At 74.3% G+C, this 15,586-nt stretch carries 14 protein-coding genes and 1 pseudogene; 11 read left to right on the plus strand and 4 right to left on the minus strand.

Annotation, left to right across the window (positions count from 1 at the left end; all coding sequences use genetic code 11):
* Both QK440_RS34115 and QK440_RS34120 read right to left on the minus strand, forming a co-directional pair.
* Positions 1-265 (minus strand): annotated as a pseudogene (locus tag QK440_RS34115) (hypothetical protein); the annotation flags it as partial.
* The gene (locus tag QK440_RS34120) at positions 262-858 is read right to left on the minus strand and encodes a CDP-alcohol phosphatidyltransferase family protein (protein WP_282797130.1); all 597 of its coding nucleotides are present in this window, start codon (positions 856-858) and stop codon (positions 262-264) included. The gene QK440_RS34120 and the pseudogene QK440_RS34115, both read right to left, overlap by 4 nt.
* A gap of 166 nt (positions 859-1,024) precedes the next feature.
* Here QK440_RS34120 and QK440_RS34125 point away from each other — a divergent pair, with 166 nt between their 5' ends.
* On the plus strand, positions 1,025-1,543 hold the full coding sequence (locus QK440_RS34125; protein WP_282797149.1) for a GNAT family N-acetyltransferase: 519 nt from the start codon (positions 1,025-1,027) through the stop codon (positions 1,541-1,543).
* A gap of 403 nt (positions 1,544-1,946) precedes the next feature.
* Positions 1,947-2,075 (plus strand): hypothetical protein, encoded by a 129-nt coding sequence (locus QK440_RS34130; protein WP_268257360.1) that lies wholly within the window; start codon positions 1,947-1,949, stop codon positions 2,073-2,075.
* Between the two features lie 18 nt (positions 2,076-2,093).
* Here QK440_RS34130 and QK440_RS34135 read toward each other — a convergent pair whose 3' ends face one another.
* On the minus strand, positions 2,094-3,716 hold the full coding sequence (locus tag QK440_RS34135; protein WP_282797131.1) for a metallophosphoesterase family protein: 1,623 nt from the start codon (positions 3,714-3,716) through the stop codon (positions 2,094-2,096).
* Positions 3,717-3,845: 129 nt separating this feature from the next.
* Here QK440_RS34135 and QK440_RS34140 point away from each other — a divergent pair, with 129 nt between their 5' ends.
* From QK440_RS34140 to QK440_RS34180, 9 genes are all read left to right on the plus strand, one after another.
* Positions 3,846-4,895, plus strand: a complete 1,050-nt coding sequence (locus QK440_RS34140) for a 3-isopropylmalate dehydrogenase (protein ID WP_282797132.1) — start codon at positions 3,846-3,848, stop codon at positions 4,893-4,895.
* Between the two features lie 294 nt (positions 4,896-5,189).
* Positions 5,190-6,278, plus strand: coding sequence for a branched-chain amino acid aminotransferase (locus tag QK440_RS34145; protein ID WP_282797133.1), 1,089 nt, complete (start codon positions 5,190-5,192; stop codon positions 6,276-6,278).
* A gap of 211 nt (positions 6,279-6,489) precedes the next feature.
* Positions 6,490-7,170: an urease subunit gamma gene (ureA, locus tag QK440_RS34150; RefSeq protein ID WP_282797134.1), complete on the plus strand. Its 681-nt coding sequence runs from the start codon at positions 6,490-6,492 to the stop codon at positions 7,168-7,170.
* Entirely contained in the window at positions 7,167-8,855 is a 1,689-nt protein-coding gene (locus QK440_RS34155; RefSeq protein WP_282797135.1) for an urease subunit alpha, read from the plus strand. Before ureA ends, QK440_RS34155 begins: the two co-directional genes overlap by 4 nt.
* Before the next feature lie 26 nt (positions 8,856-8,881).
* Positions 8,882-9,907 carry an agmatine deiminase family protein gene (locus QK440_RS34160; RefSeq protein ID WP_282797136.1) on the plus strand — a complete coding sequence of 342 codons (1,026 nt, stop codon included), beginning with the start codon at positions 8,882-8,884 and terminating at the stop codon, positions 9,905-9,907.
* An 8-nt stretch (positions 9,908-9,915) separates the two neighbouring features.
* Complete coding sequence (locus QK440_RS34165; protein ID WP_282797137.1) at positions 9,916-10,515, plus strand: TetR/AcrR family transcriptional regulator; 600 nt, start codon at positions 9,916-9,918, stop codon at positions 10,513-10,515.
* A gap of 291 nt (positions 10,516-10,806) precedes the next feature.
* Entirely contained in the window at positions 10,807-12,429 is a 1,623-nt protein-coding gene (gene cimA / locus QK440_RS34170) for a citramalate synthase (protein ID WP_282797138.1), read from the plus strand.
* A 76-nt stretch (positions 12,430-12,505) separates the two neighbouring features.
* Positions 12,506-13,855, plus strand: a complete 1,350-nt coding sequence (locus tag QK440_RS34175) for a hypothetical protein (protein WP_282797139.1) — start codon at positions 12,506-12,508, stop codon at positions 13,853-13,855.
* 176 nt (positions 13,856-14,031) lie between these two features.
* Complete coding sequence (locus QK440_RS34180; RefSeq protein ID WP_282797140.1) at positions 14,032-14,940, plus strand: alpha/beta hydrolase; 909 nt, start codon at positions 14,032-14,034, stop codon at positions 14,938-14,940.
* On the opposite strand, the gene QK440_RS34185 is transcribed toward QK440_RS34180, so the two are convergent.
* Positions 14,927-15,538: a YceI family protein gene (locus QK440_RS34185; RefSeq protein WP_282797141.1), complete on the minus strand. Its 612-nt coding sequence runs from the start codon at positions 15,536-15,538 to the stop codon at positions 14,927-14,929. The two genes, QK440_RS34180 and QK440_RS34185, sit on opposite strands and share 14 nt — an antisense overlap.
* Positions 15,539-15,586 lie beyond the last annotated feature (48 nt).

The raw sequence follows: 15,586 nt of genomic DNA on the forward strand, positions 1-15,586 counted from the left end.
CGTCCCGTTCTCCTTTGGCTCTCCGTCCGTCCCGTCCGTGCCTCGTCCCCGCCCGAGCCCACGTGCTCTTCTCGACCCCCAGGAACAGCGGGGCCGCCAGCGCCCACGTCCGCCAGCGCCTGCGCAGCTCGGCCCGCGTCCGGACCCGGGGCGGCAGCGCGGCGACGGCGACACCGCCCGTGCCGAGCACCCCGGCCACCACCGGCACGGCCCGCGCCGCGGCCTCACCCGCGAGCAGCGTCACGGCCGTCGTACCGCCGCTCATCGGAGCTCCCCCCACAGGCGCCCGCAGCGGACGGCCGCCGTCAGCGCGGAGCCCGCCGCGAGCACCGCGAGCACCGGCACCGCCCAGCCGGACGCGGCGGCCACCACGACCAGGGCGCAGCGCTCCGTCTTGCCCACCGGGCCGCCGTTCAGGCGGGGCGCGCCCGCCGCCGCGCCCGCCAGGGACACCCAGGACGGCAGTGTCGCCGCGAGGGCGGCCGTCGCCACCAGCCACAGCGGGGCCAGGGTCAGGAAGCCCGCGAGCGCCACCACGTCGGCCGCCCGGTCGCCGAGTTCGTTGAGCAGGGCGCCGCGCCGCGTCGTGCGGCCCGTGTCCCGGGCCAGCGCGCCGTCCAGGTTCGCGCAGGCGAGGCGCGCCGCGAGCAGCACCGCCACCGGGAGCGCGGCCGCCGGGGCGGGCAGCCACGCGAGGGCCGCCGCCGCGCCCGCCGCGCACACCACGCCCGCCGCCGTCAGCGCGTCGGGCGACACCGCGCGGCGGGCCAGCGCGCCCCGGGCGCCGGACAGCTTGCGCGCGTACCAGGGCTTGAGGGCGTAGAGGCCGAGCCCGTGGGAGTCGGAGGAACCGTTCATGCCACCGACTCTGCCGCCGGGCGGGGGCCTGCGAATCGGGATGCGTACTCAGACCCGGCCTGAGTACCGTGAGCCGGTGACCCGGCCGACTCCACCACAGCGGACCACGCGGCACACCCGGACCGCGCGGCAGACCCCGCGGGCTTCGCGGGCCCCGCGGACCACGCTGAGCGTCGCGCACACCGCCGGCCTCGCCCCCGCCGAACTCGCCGCCGCGCGCGCCCTGATGGACCTCGCCTTCGAGGGGGACTTCTCCGACGAGGACTGGGACCACGGCCTCGGCGGCATGCACGCCCTCGTCCACGACTCCCAGGGCGAGCTGCTCGGCCACGGCGCGGTCGTGCAGCGGCGCGTGCTGCACGACGGCCGCTCCCTGCGCGCCGGTTACGTGGAAGCCGTGGCCGTCCGGCCCGACCGGCAGCGCCAGGGCATCGGCGGGCAGGTCATGACCGCCCTGGAGGGGATCATCGAGCGCGCCTACGACCTGGGCGCCCTGTCGCCGTCCGCCGAGGGCGAGAAGCTGTACCGCGCGCACGGCTGGGTGACCTGGACCGGATCCGTCGGCACCCTCGGCCCCGATGGCATCCAGCTCATGCCCGAGGAGGACCCGCCGATGCTCCGGGGCGCCGCCCTGGACCCGGCGCACCCCTTCCTCATCGACTGGCGCGACGGGGACGTGTACTGAGGCCGTCGGGCCGCGGCTGCCGGGACCGCTTTACCGCGGCGCCCCGGGCGTCGCGGTCACCGGCCTCGGGCCCGGCGGCCCGCTCCGCCCCGCTCCGTGGGCTGCGTCACCACACCCGGACCGGCCGGAACGTACGAGGTCAGGGCCCTGATCCGGGAGCTGCGGGCGGCCCGCGCGGAGGGTGGCCGTCTCAAATAGTAGGAAGCCCGAGTATTTGTAGAGACAGGAAGCGGAAGCTGTTTTAGCTTTGGAGGAGCCGAACGTCTCGCTCGATCAAGCGAACGGCGGATGTGAGCCCGGCCCCGCGCAGGCGAACCCTGCGGCCCCGCTCCCCGCCCCTTCCGGCGTCTCGAATCCCCTATCTCCGTCCTGTGATGTTCCGGACAGAAGGAGTCGATTTCCCATGGCCGAGACGACCGTCCGACGAGTCCGCCGCGCCCCCCGCACCAGCGACGCCGAGCGCAAGAACGCGGCGGCCGCCCTCCAGCGCGCCCTCGACCGCAGGGACAACGGCGGCGAGACGGGCCACTGACCCGCCCCGCCCCCGCGCTCAGCGGCCGCGCCTGATCTCGAAGTGGTCCACGCGCTCGCCGGTCACGGCGAGCGCGGAGACCGCCATCCTCGGGTGCGCGCCGGCCGTCACCTCGACCGCGAGGAACGAGTGACCGGTGTAGCGCACGCGTGACCACGCCACCCGCTCCGGGTCCGGCACCCGCCGCTCCGTCCAGCGGACGGTGGGCACCGACTCCCGGTCCCGCACGTGGCCCTCGTAGCTGTCCCGCACCCCGGGCGCGAAGCCGTACAGGTCCTTGCCGGCGCCGCCGGCGGTGACGTACACGATGCCGTCGCGCGTCGGGTCGGTGGACGCGCCGACCGGCACCGGCCTGCCGACCTCGCCGCCCCTGACGGCGTCGGTCCGCTCGTAGACGTGGTTGTGGCCGTTGACGACCAGGTCCACCTGGTGCTTGGTGAACAGCGGCAGCCACGCGTCGCGCACCCCGCCGTCGGAGCCGTGCGTCGACGTCGAGTAGGCGCAGTGGTGGAAGAACACCACGACGAAGTCCACGTCGTCGTCGGCGCGCAGCGCGCCGAGGCGCCGGTCCAGCCACGCGGTCTGCCGTCCGTCCGAGTAGCCGCGGTTGGCGGGGATCTCGTACGACACGTCGTTGGCGTCCAGGGCCACGACGCCGACGTTGCCGTAGCGGAAGGAGTAGACGCCGGGCGCACGGCGCGGGTCGAAGCCGTTGCCGGGCAGCGACCAGCGGGCCGACTGGCCGCCGTAGCCGTTCGGCGAGTACCACGCCTCCATGTCGTGGTTGCCGGTCGTCACCATCCACGGCACCGACTTCGCCACCGTCTCCGTCTGCGCGAGATACGTGTCCCACACGCGGGCGTCGTAGGTGTCGGTGTCCTTGCCGTGCCCGGTGGTGTCCGCGTAGCAGATGTCGCCCGCGTGCAGGTGGAACGCCGGGTTCTGGCCCAGGATCACCTGGTCGTTGGCGAGCGCGTGGTAGCTCACGCCCTGGTCGCCGAAGGCCGTGAAGACGAACCGCTCGGGCCGCGCCGGCGCCGTGCGGAACGAGCCGATCGTGGCCGCCCGCTCCGGCGAGGCCGGGTCGAAGCCGTCGTGGCCGACGCCGTAGTAGTACGTCGTACCGGGGTCGAGGCGGTCGAGCGCCACGTGCAGGTAGTACTGCTCGACCGCGGGCAGCCGCCGCGACAGCGACGGCGTGTGCAGGGCGCGCACCTCCGCCTCGACCTTCGGGCCCAGGTCCCAGGGCTCGGTGCCCACCCGCAGGTACGGCGATCTCACCGCGAGCGGCACCTGCCAGGAGACCCGCATCTGCGTGCGGGGGTCGGCGCCGAAGGCCAGGTGGCGGCCGAAGGGGGCGACGAGGGAGCCGTCCACCCGCACCGGGGCGGGCCGGGAGGCGCCCCGGAGCCCGGCCGCGGGGCGCTCGGCGTACGCGCTGCCCGAGCTGCCCGCGAGCAGCCCGAGGCCGCCCGCGGCGCCCGCCGTCGCGAAGGAGCCGGCCAGCACCCGGCGCCGCGAGAGCCGCGCGCGCAGGTACGCGTGCTGCTCGGGCATGCTCATGTGCCGGGCGAGGCGTTCGGGTATGCCGACGTCGGGGACGGGACGCTCGGGGGGCGTCCCCGGGGAAGGAGCGGTCATGTCCGAGGACTTCCCGGCAACTCCCCACCGGCGGACGGCGTCTGGGTGAACGGAGGCCGACCACTGGGCGACTGTCCGCATGGTGGACGGGGCGTGTCATCCCCTGGGACGAGGAGTACGGTGCTCGGCATGTCGGCACGTACCCGCAGCATCAATCTCGCAGTGATCCCCGGCGACGGGATCGGTCCGGAAGTCGTGGAGCAGGGACTCAAGGTCCTGAACGCGGTCCTCCCGCAGGACGTGAAGCTGGAGACCACGGAGTACGACTTCGGCGCCCGGCGCTACCACGCCACCGGCGAGACCCTCACCGACGCCGACACCGAGGCACTCAAGGGGCACGACGCGATCCTGCTCGGCGCCATCGGCGACCCGACGGTGCCCTCCGGCGTCCTGGAGCGCGGCTTCCTGCTCAAGCTCCGCTTCGCCTTCGACCACCACGTGAACCTGCGCCCGAGCAGGCTGCTCCCGGGCGTCGCCACCCCGCTCGCCGGGCAGCCCGAGATCGACTTCGTCGTCGTCCGCGAGGGCACCGAGGGCCCCTACACCGGCAACGGCGGCACCATCCGCAAGGGCACCCCGCACGAGGTCGCCACCGAGGTCTCCGTGAACACGGCCTACGGCGTCGAGCGCGTGGTCCGCGACGCCTTCGAGCGGGCCAAGGCGCGGCCGCGCAGGAAGCTCGCGCTGATCCACAAGAACAACGTGCTCGCGTACGCCGGCCACCTGTGGACGGACGTCTTCAACCGGGTCGCCGCCGAGTACCCCGAGGTCACCACCGAGTACATGCACGTGGACGCGGCGACGATCTACCTCGTCACGCAGCCCGAGCGCTTCGACGTGATCGTCACCGACAACCTCTTCGGCGACATCATCACCGACCTCGCCGCGGCCGTCTCCGGCGGCATCGGCGTCGCCGCCTCCGGCAACATCAACCCGAGCCGCGCGTTCCCGTCGATGTTCGAGCCCGTGCACGGCTCGGCGCCCGACATCGCGGGCCAGGGCAAGGCCGACCCCACCGCCACCGTGCTGTCCGTCGCCCTCCTCCTGCGCCACCTCGGGTACGAGACCGAGGCGGTCCGCGTCGAGGAGGCCGTCGCCGCCGACCTGGCCGGGCGCGGTACCACCGCCCGCACCACCGAGGAGATCGGCGACGCGCTCGCCGCCCGCGTGGCGGGCTGAGCCGCACCCGCCCCCGCCCCCGCCCCGCCGCGGGGGCCGCCGGGGCGGAATCGCCCCTTCCGTGCAGCCGCCGGGTCGCCATGGCCACCCGGCGGCTTCTCGTCGCCCGGGGGCGGGTGTCACCATCGGATCCCAGGGGCCGCAGAACCCGCTGTTTCGTTCCCGGAACCCCACGAGCGATAATCGGACGTGGGGCCGCGAAGCGGCGCACACCCGGAGGCCGTGCACGTGGCGCGCGTCCGGCCGAAGTGAGCGCGGTCCGTCACACACGAAACCGGTGAAGGACACGCAACGATGACGACGCCCACGATCGAGCTCAAGCCGACCTCGACCCCGGCCCAGGCCGCGGAACGCGAGGCGGTCCTGGCCAGCCCCGGCTTCGGCCGGCACTTCACCGACCACATGGTGACCATCCGCTGGACCGGGGGCCGCGGCTGGCACGACGGCCAGCTCGTGCCCTACGGCCCGCTCTCGCTGGACCCGGCGACCACCGTCCTGCACTACGCGCAGGAGATCTTCGAGGGCATGAAGGCCTACCGCCAGCCCGACGGCTCGGTCGCGATGTTCCGCCCCGAGGCCAACGCCCGCCGCTTCCAGTCCTCCGCGCGCCGGCTCGCCATGCCGGAGCTGCCGGTCGAGACCTTCATCGAGGCCTGCGACGCGCTCGTGCGCCAGGACGTCGACTGGGTGCCCGCGCACGGCGGCGAGGAGTCCCTCTACCTGCGCCCGTTCATGATCGCGACGGAGGTGGGCCTCGGCGTGAAGCCCGCCAACGAGTACCTCTTCGTGGTCATCGCGTCCCCGGCCGGCGCCTACTTCCCCGGCGGCGTGAAGCCCGTCTCCATCTGGCTCTCCGAGGACCGCGTCCGCGCCGTGCCCGGCGGCATGGGCGACGCCAAGACCGGCGGCAACTACGCCGCGTCGCTGCTCGCCCAGGCCGAGGCCGCCGAGAAGGGCTGCGACCAGGTCGCCTACCTCGACGCCGTCGAGCACAAGTGGGTCGAGGAACTGGGCGGCATGAACCTGTACTTCGTGTACGGGGACAAGATCGTCACGCCGTCCCTGTCCGGCTCCATCCTGGAGGGCATCACCCGCGACTCCCTCCTGACCGTGGCCCGCGACCTGGGCTACGCCTCCGAGGAGGCCCGCGTCTCCATCGACCAGTGGCAGGCCGACACCGAGAACGGCTCGCTCACGGAGGTCTTCGCCTGCGGCACCGCCGCCGTGATCACCCCCGTCGGCACCGTCAAGGCCCGCCGCGGCGAGTGGACGCACAGCGGGGGCCGCCCCGGCGAGGTCACCATGAAGCTCCGCGACGCGCTGCTCGATATCCAGCGGGGCGTGGCCGAGGACAAGCACGACTGGATGCACCGCCTCGGCTAGGCGGTCCCGCACCCGACCGAGAGGCCGGGCCCGGCAGCCACTGCCGGGCCCGGCCTTTTCGCGTGCGCGCTGCGCGGGCCCGTCCCGTCGTGTGCGCCGGGCTGCCTGCCCAGCTTGTTTGAGTGCTGCTCAAATATCTGGCGGCCAGGCCTTCCATCAGCCTTCCGGTGTCTCTAGAGTGGCGCTCTAACGCGAGACACAGGAGGTGCCCGTGCGCCTGACCCCGACCGAACGCGACCGGCTGCTGCTCTTCGGCGCGGCCGAGCTCGCCCGGGCCCGGCGGGCGCGCGGGCTGCGGCTCAATGTCCCCGAGGCGACCGCGCTCATCGCCGACACGGTGTGCGAGGCCGCCCGCGACGGGGCCCGGCTCGCCGAGGCCGTCGAGCGGGCCCGGGCCGTCCTCGGCCCGGACGACGTGCTGCCGGGCGTCGCGGACGTCGTCACCGAGGTGCACGTGGAGGCCGTCTTCGACGACGGCTCCCGGCTGGCCGTGGTGACCCGGCCGATCGGCGGCGGCCGGGGCGAACAGGCCCCCGGCGCGCTGCTCCCGGGCCCCGCGCACGCCGACCCGGAGCCCGTCACCACCCTCACCGTGCACAACACCGCCACCGTGCCGGTCTCGGTGACCTCGCACTTCCACTTCTTCGAGGCCAACCCCCGGCTCGACTTCGACCGCCCGGCCGCGTACGGCATGCGGCTCGCCGTGCCCGCCGGGTCGACCGTGCGCTTCGGGCCCGGCGAGCGCGTCGACGTCGGGCTCCTGCCGATCGGCGGTGACCGGGTCGCCATCGGCTTCGCCGGCCTCGTCGACGGCGCGCTCGACGCGCCGGGCGCCAAGGAAGAGGCCCTGCGCCGGGCCGCCGCCTGCGGATACCTGGGAGCCGACCGATGACCGTCGACCCGTACGCGTACGCCGCCACGCACGGGCCCCGCGCCGGGGACCGGGTCCGCCTCGGCGACTCCGGGCTCACCGTCCGGGTCACGTCCGACGCGCAGCGGTACGGTGACGAGTTCCTCGCCGGGTTCGGCAAGACCGCCCGCGACGGGCTGCACCTCAAGGCCGCCGCCGTCCGCGACACCTGCGACGTCGTGATCAGCAACGTCCTCGTCATCGACGCCGCGCAGGGCATCCGGAAGGTGTCCATCGGCATCCGCGAGGGGCGGATCGCCGCCGTCGGGCGCGCCGGGAACCCCGACACCCTCGACGGGGTCGACGTGGTCGTCGGCACCGGCACCTCCATCGTCTCCGGCGAGGGACTCATCGCCACCGCCGGAGCCGTCGACACCCATGTGCACCTGCTGTCGCCCCGCATCATGGAGGCCTCGCTGGCCTCGGGCGTCACCACGATCATCGGGCAGGAGTTCGGGCCCGTGTGGGGCGTGGGCGTCAACTCGCCCTGGGCGCTGCGCCACGCCTTCAACGCCTTCGACGCCTGGCCCGTCAACATCGGCTTCCTCGGCCGCGGCTCGTCCTCCGACCCGGCCCCGCTGGTGGAGGCCCTCGCCGAGGGCGGCGCCAGCGGCTTCAAGGTCCACGAGGACATGGGCGCCCACACCCGCGCCCTCGACACGGCGCTGCGCGTCGCCGAGGAGCACGACGTCCAGGTCGCCCTGCACAGCGACGGCCTGAACGAGTGCCTGTCGGTCGAGGACACCCTGAAGGTCCTGGAGGGCCGCACCATCCACGCCTTCCACATCGAGGGGTGCGGCGGCGGCCACGTACCGAACGTGCTGAAGATGGCGGGGGTGCCGAACGTCATCGGCTCCTCCACCAACCCCACCCTGCCCTTCGGCCGGGACGCCGTCGCCGAGCACTACGGCATGATCGTCTCCGTCCACGACCTGAAGACCGAGCTGCCCGGCGACGCCGCCATGGCCCGCGACCGCATCCGCGCCGGGACCATGGGCGCCGAGGACGTCCTGCACGACCTCGGCGCCATCGGCATCACCTCCTCCGACGCCCAGGGCATGGGCCGCGCCGGGGAGACCGTGCGGCGCACCTTCGCCATGGCCGGGAAGATGAAGGCCGAGCTCGGGCCGATGGAGGGCGACGGCCCCGACGACGACAACGCGCGCGTCCTGCGCTACATCGCCAAGCTCACCCTCAACCCCGCCATCGCCCACGGCCTCGCGCACGAGGTCGGCTCCCTGGAGACCGGCAAGCTCGCCGACATCGTCCTCTGGCGGCCCGAGTTCTTCGGCGCCAAGCCGCAGCTCGTGCTGAAGGCGGGCTTCCCCGCCTACGGCGTCGTCGGCGACCCCAACGCCGCGACCGACACCTGCGAACCGCTTGTCCTCGGGCCGCAGTTCGGCGCGCACGGCGCGACCGCCGCCGACCTGTCCGTCGCCTTCGTCGCCCGGGCCGCCCTCGACCAGGGGCACGACCTCATGCCCACCCGGCGCCGCCGCGTCGCCGTCCGCGGCACCCGCGGCATCGGCCCCGCCGACCTGCGCCTGAACTCCCGTACCGGTTCCGTCGACGTGGACCAGCGCACCGGCCTGGTCACCCTCGACGGCGACCCGCTGCGCTCCGAGCCCGCCGACTCGGTGTCCCTCAACCGCCTGTACTTCCTCTGACGCCCCGCCCTTCCCAAGGACGACCCATGACCCTGTACATGCCCCCCGAGTGGGCCCCGCACGACCGCACCTGGATGGCCTGGCCCGGCCCCAACCCCACCTTCGCCACCCCCGAGGACCTCGACGCGGCGCGCCGGGCCTGGGCCGCCGTCGCCCGTGCCGTACGCCGCTTCGAGCCCGTCACCCTGGTGTGCGGGCCGGGGCAGGCCGCGTCGGCCCGGGCGCTCGTCGGGCCGGACGTGGAGCTGACCGAGCGGGAGCTGGACGACGCCTGGATGCGGGACATCGGGCCCACCTTCGTCCGCGACACCGCCACCGGCACGCTCGCCGCCGTCGACTGGGTCTTCAACGGCTGGGGCGCCCAGGAGTGGGCCCGCTGGGAGCACGACGCGAAGATCGCCCGCCACGTCGCCGACCTCGCGGGCGCCCCGGTGCACTCCACGCCCCTGGTCAACGAGGGCGGCGGCATCCACGTCGACGGCGAGGGCACCGTCCTGCTCACCGAGACCGTGCAGCTCGGCCCCGAGCGCAACCCCGGCTGGACCAGGGAGCGCGTCGAGGCCGAGATCCACGCGCACCTCGGCACCACCAAGGCGATCTGGCTGCCGCGCGGCCTGACCGCCGACTACCCCGGCCACGGCTTCGGCACCCTCGGCCACGTCGACATCGTCGCCGCCTTCGCCGCGCCCGGCGTCGTCCTCGTCCACGCCCAGCAGGACCCCGCCCACCCCGACCACGAGGTCAGCAAGGAGGTCGCCGGGCTGCTGCGCGGGCGGACGGACGCGCGCGGCCGGGCGCTCCAGGTCGTCGAGGTGCCCGCGCCCACCGTCCTCGCCGACGACGACGGCTGGGTCGACCACTCGTACATCAACCACTACCTGTGCAACGGCGGCGTCGTCCTGTGCGCCTTCGACGACCCGCGCGACGAGATCGCCGCGGGCATCTTCCGGCGGCTCTTCCCGCGGCGGACGGTCACGCTCGTCGACGCCCGTACGATCTTCGCCGGAGGCGGTGGCATCCACTGCGTCACCCAGCAGCAGCCCAGGATCTAGGAGTTCGCATGGCCGGTCCGCGCCGGAACGCGCCCCCGCGCGAAGACGTCCTCGCCGCGGCCATGGAGATGATCGCCGAGCGCGGCCTGGAGAAGCTCACCATGGCCGCGCTCGGCCGCGAGGTCGGCATGAGCAGCGGCCACCTCCTGTACTACTTCGGCTCCAAGGACGAACTGCTGCTCCGCACCCTGGAGTGGAGCGAGGGCCGCCTCGGCGCACGGCGGCGCGAGCTCCTCGCCCGCGAGGGCACGGCCCGCGCGCGCCTGGAGGCGTACGTGGACCTGTACGTGCCGCACGGCCACCGCGACCCGCACTGGACCCTCTGGCTCGAGGTGTGGAACCGCTCCCTCAACGCCGACGCGGGCGGCCGCGACCGGCAGGCCGCCATCGAGGGCGCCTGGCACCGCGACCTGGTGGCGCTGCTCGCCGAGGGCGCCTCGCGCGGCGAGTTCGGCGCCGCCGACCCCGACCGGGCCGCGACCCGGCTGCGCGCGCTCCTCGACGGCCTGAGCATCCACCTGACGATCGGGCTGCGCGGCACGGACCGCGCCCAGGTCCTCGCCCACGCGCGGGAGTTCATCGACACCACGCTCGGCACCGGCGCGTAACCGCGCGACCGCATGCTGAGACGCCCGTTCAAGGGCGGCGCCGCGTATGGCAGGCTGCCCCCATGCTTACGGCCATCATTATTGGCAGCAGGCGCGCCGGTCCCCAGTGACCGCCCCCGTACGACCGGTACGGGGCGGCACCGTCCTCGATCCGCGCGCAGACCTCTCGCACCCGCGAGGGGTCTTTTCGTTTTCCGGCCCACCCCAGCCGGGAGATGACGCGCGAGGGACCATGAGGGTGGTGGAGCCGGTCATTCCGGTAGACCGAGACCCGACACAGGAGTCACACAGATGACGACCGAGACCAGCAGGCCGGACGACGCGTTCCACGTGTTCGACACCACGCTGCGCGACGGCGCGCAGCGCGAGGGCATCAACCTGACCGTCGCGGACAAGCTGACCATCGCCCGGTACCTGGACGAGTTCGGCGTGGGCTTCATCGAGGGCGGCTGGCCCGGCGCCAACCCCCGGGACACCGAGTTCTTCGCCCGCGCCAAGGCGGAGGTCGCCTTCAGGAACGCCCAGCTGGTGGCGTTCGGGGCCACCCGCCGCCCGGGCGCCAGAGCCGCGGAGGACCCACAGGTCAAAGCGCTCCTCGACGCGGGCGCCCCCGTCGTCACCCTGGTCGCCAAGGCCCACGACCGGCACGTGGAGCTGGCCCTGCGCACCACGCTCGACGAGAACGTGGAGATGATCCGCGACACCGTCAGCCACCTGCGTGAGCAGGGCCGGCGCGTCTTCGTCGACTGCGAGCACTTCTTCGACGGCTACCGCGCCAACCCCGGGTACGCGAAGGCGGTCGTACGCGCCGCGCACGAGTCGGGCGCGGACGTCGTGGTCCTGTGCGACACCAACGGCGGCATGCTCCCCGCGCAGATCCAGGCGGTCGTGGCCACCGTCGCCGCCGACACCGGCGCCCGGCTCGGCATCCACGCCCAGGACGACACCGGCTGCGCGGTCGCCAACACCCTCGCGGCGGTCGACGCGGGCGTCACCCACGTCCAGTGCACGGCCAACGGCTACGGCGAGCGCGTCGGCAACGCCAACCTCTTCCCGGTCGTGGCCGCGCTGGAGCTCAAGTACGGCATGAAGGTGCTGCCCGAGGGCGCGCTGCGTGAGATGACCCGGGTCTCGCACGCCATCGCCGAGGTCGTCAACCTGACCCCGGCCACCCACCAGCCCTACGTCGGGGTCTCGGCCTTCGCCCACAAGGCGGGGCTGCACGCCTCCGCGATCAAGGTCGACCCGGACCTGTACCAGCACATCGACCCCGAGCTGGTCGGCAACCGCATCCGCATGCTGGTCTCCGACATGGCGGGCCGCGCCTCCGTCGAGCTCAAGGGCAAGGAGCTGGGCGTCGACCTCGGCGGCGACCGCGAGCTCATCGGCCGCGTCGTGGACCGCGTCAAGGAGCGCGAGCTGCAGGGCTACACGTACGAGGCCGCCGACGCCTCCTTCGAGCTGCTGCTCCGCGACGAGCTGCGCGGACCGGGGGGCGGGGGGCAGGCGCGGCGCCACTTCCGCACCGAGTCCTGGCGGGCCATCGTCGAGGACCGCCCCGACGGCACGCACGCCAACGAGGCCACCGTGAAGGTATGGGCCAAGGGTGAGCGCATCGTGGCCACCGCGGAGGGCAACGGTCCCGTCAACGCCCTCGACCGGGCCCTGCGCGTCGCCCTGGAGCGCATGTACCCGGAGCTGGCCAAGCTGGAGCTGGTGGACTACAAGGTCCGCATCCTGGAGGGCAAGCACGGCACGTCCTCCACCACCCGCGTGCTCATCTCCACCACGGACGGCGAGGGCGAGTGGTCCACCGTCGGCGTCGCCGACAACGTGATCGCCGCGTCCTGGCAGGCGCTGGAGGACGCGGTCAGCTACGGCCTGCTGCGGGCCGGGATCGAGCCCGCCGAGTAGCCCGCCGGGCACGGGGAACCGAGGCCGCCGGGCACCACGGGGGCACGTTCGCGCCCGGGCTGGGTTAGCGTGAAGTATGAGGCCCACCAGGCAGGCGGCGTCACGGCTGACCGTCATCCTGTCCGGACTGCTCCTGGCACTGGGCGCGACGCTCGCGCCGGCGCCCGCGGCCCGGGCCGCCACGGATGTCCGGACGGTGGCCGACGCCTTGCGCGAGAACCCCGTGTACGTCGACGGGGCGGCGGCGTCCCAGCTCTCCCGGGCCGACGCCGACGCCCTCGCCGACAAGATCAGGAAGGCCGGCAAGCCGGTCTTCGTGGCGGTGCTGCCGGAGACATTCCCCAGGGAGCGCCTGTTCCAGAACCTGCGGACGGCCACGGGCATCACGGGCGTGTACGCGGTCCGGCTCGGCGACGCCTTCGACGCCCGGGCCGACCGCGCCGCCCTGTCGCCGAACGCCGTGCGCAACCTCACCGCCCTGGTGCAGGGCGAGCCCGCGCGGCAGCAGCTCGACGACTTCGTGGACCGCGCGCTCACCCAGACCTCGGGCCGGGCCCCCGCCTCGTGGGGTGACGTCGGCGGCGATGCCGGCGCACCCGTCGGGGCGCTGATCGGCGTCGGCGCGGTGGTCGTCGCGGGCGGCGCGGGCGTCTACGCGGTGGCCCGCCGCCAGCGCCGCAAACGCGCCGAGGAGGAGCGGGCGGCCCTGGAGAAGCTGCGGGTCGTCGTCGACGAGGACATCACCGCCTTCGGCGAGGAGCTCGACCGGCTGGACTTCCACCCCGCCGAACCCGGGGCCGACGACGCCATGCGCGGCGACTACGAGCGCGCCCTGGACGCGTACGAACAGGCCAAGCGGTTCATGGCGGCCGCGCAGCGGCCCGAGCAGGTGCGGGCGGTCACCCAGGCCCTGGAGGACGGCCGCTTCTGCCTCGCCTCGCTGGCCGCGCGCCGCGAGGGCCGCCCGCTGCCCGAGCGGCGGCCGCCCTGCTTCTTCGACCCCCGGCACGGCCCGTCGGTGCGGGACGCCGAATGGACCCCGGCGGGCGGCACGACCCGCCAGGTCCCGGTGTGCGCGGCCGACGCGGCCCGCCTCGCCGACGGCGACGACCCGATGACCCGCACGGTCACCACCGACTCCGGCGAGCGCCGCCCCTACTGGGAGGCGGGCCCGGCCTACGGACCCTGGGCGGGCGGCTACTTCGGCGGCGGCCTGCTGCCCGGCCTCCTGGTCGGCACGATGCTCGGCTCGGCGCTGGCGTCCCCGGCCTACGCGGCGTCGGCGGGCGTCCCCATGGCCGAGGGCGGCGACGTCACCGGCGCGGACTTCGACGCGGGCGACTTCGGCGGCGGCTTCGGAGGCGGCGACTTCGGCGGGGGCGGGGACTTCGGGGGCGGCGGCGGGGACTTCGGCGGAGGGCTCTAGGGCGGGTCCTGAGGCGCCGGGCCCCCGGGTCACGGGCCCACGCCCCGGGTCACGGGGCTCGGGGAGAGAGGGCTTGACGGGACACCGGTCGAGCGAGACGATACGTATCGTCTACAACGTCATGCGACGTTCGTCTCCGCATGGCGTTCGGCGAGCGACCCACCCCGGAGGTTCCGATGCCCCACCCCGTCACCGAGTCCTACGTCTCGCCGGCCCCCGGTGTCCGCCTGTGGACCGAGCGCCGCGGCGCCCCGGACGCCCCGCCGCTGCTGCTCGTCATGGGCGCGGGCGCCTCCGGGCTCGGCTGGCCGGAGCCGCTGGTGGACGCGCTGGCCGAGCGGCACCTCGTCATCCGGTACGACCACCGCGACACGGGCCGGTCCACGGCGGCGTACGACGAGCACCCGTACCGCCTGGCCGATCTGGCGGGGGACCTCCTCGCCGTGCTCGACGGCCTCGGCGTCGGCCGCGCGCACGCGGTCGGGCTCTCGCTGGGCGGCATGCTGCTCCAGATGGCGCTGGCCGACCACCCGGAGCGGTTCCTCAGCGCCACCCTCATGGGGACGTGCGCGCTGAGCGAGCGCCCGTACGTCGCGCCGGACGGCACGGTCACGGCCGCGGGCGACCTGCCGTCGATCGCGCCGCAGGTTCTGGAGCTGTGGGCGCGGCCCGTCGAGGACCACGGCCTGGAGGCGGAGCTGGACCGGCGCGTGGAGCACTGGCGGGTGCTCGGCGGCTCCCGGCTGCCCTTCGACGCCGCGTACTTCCGCGACCTGGAGCGGGCCGTCATCGCGCACACCGGTTCGTACGCCGCCTCGACGGCGCACGCCAGGGCCGACGACTCCGGCATGCTGCGCACGGACGCGCTGGCGCGCAACGAGGTGCCGACGCTCGTGATCGCGGCCCCGGAGGAGCCGGTCTTCCCGCCGCCCCACCCGCAGCACATCGCCCACGTCGTCGGGAACGCCCGCCTGGTGGAGATCCCCGGCATGGGGCACGCGCTGCCCCCGGCCGTGCACGGCCCCCTGGCGGAGGCGGTCCTTCAGCACACGGCCGGCGCGGTGGCGGGGGTCACGCCTTCTTGACGGCGGAGACGTCGAAGCGCAGCTTGATCTTGTCGGACACCAGGACGCCGCCGGTCTCCAGGGCCGCGTTCCAGGTCAGGCCCCAGTCGGAGCGCAGCAGTTCGGCCCGGCCCTCGAAGCCCACGCGCTCGTTGCCGAACGGGTCCTTGGCGGCGCCGTTGAACTCCAGGTCGATGGTGATCGGCCTGGTGGTGCCGAGGATCGTCAGGTCGCCGGTGATCCGGTAGCCGTCACCGCCGAGCGCCTCGGCCGCGGTCGAGCGGAAGGTCATCGTCGGGAACTCCTCCGTCTTGAAGAAGTCTCCGCTCTTGAGGTGCCCGTCGCGGTCGGCGTTGCCGGTGTCGATGCTGTCCATCGCCACCTCGATGACGGCCGTCGACGCGGACGGGTCGGCGCCGTCGAGGCGCAGCGAGCCGCTGACGTCGCGGAAGGAGCCCTTGATGTTCGTGACCATGGCGTGCCGGGCGACGAAGCCGATGGTGGTGTGGGTCGGGTCCAGCGCGTAGTCGCCGGTGAGGGCGGCGAGCTCCGGGCCGGCCTCGGCGGGGGCGGTGGGGGCGGCGGCGGTCGCGCTGTCGTTCTTGCGGAAGAAACCCATGACGTGCTCCTGGGGGACGGGCCGCGTGCCGGGTGGGCGGCGGCAAAA

This window comes from Streptomyces sp. CC224B (assembly GCF_030010595.1).
GTDB classification, from domain to species: domain Bacteria; phylum Actinomycetota; class Actinomycetes; order Streptomycetales; family Streptomycetaceae; genus Streptomyces; species Streptomyces longispororuber.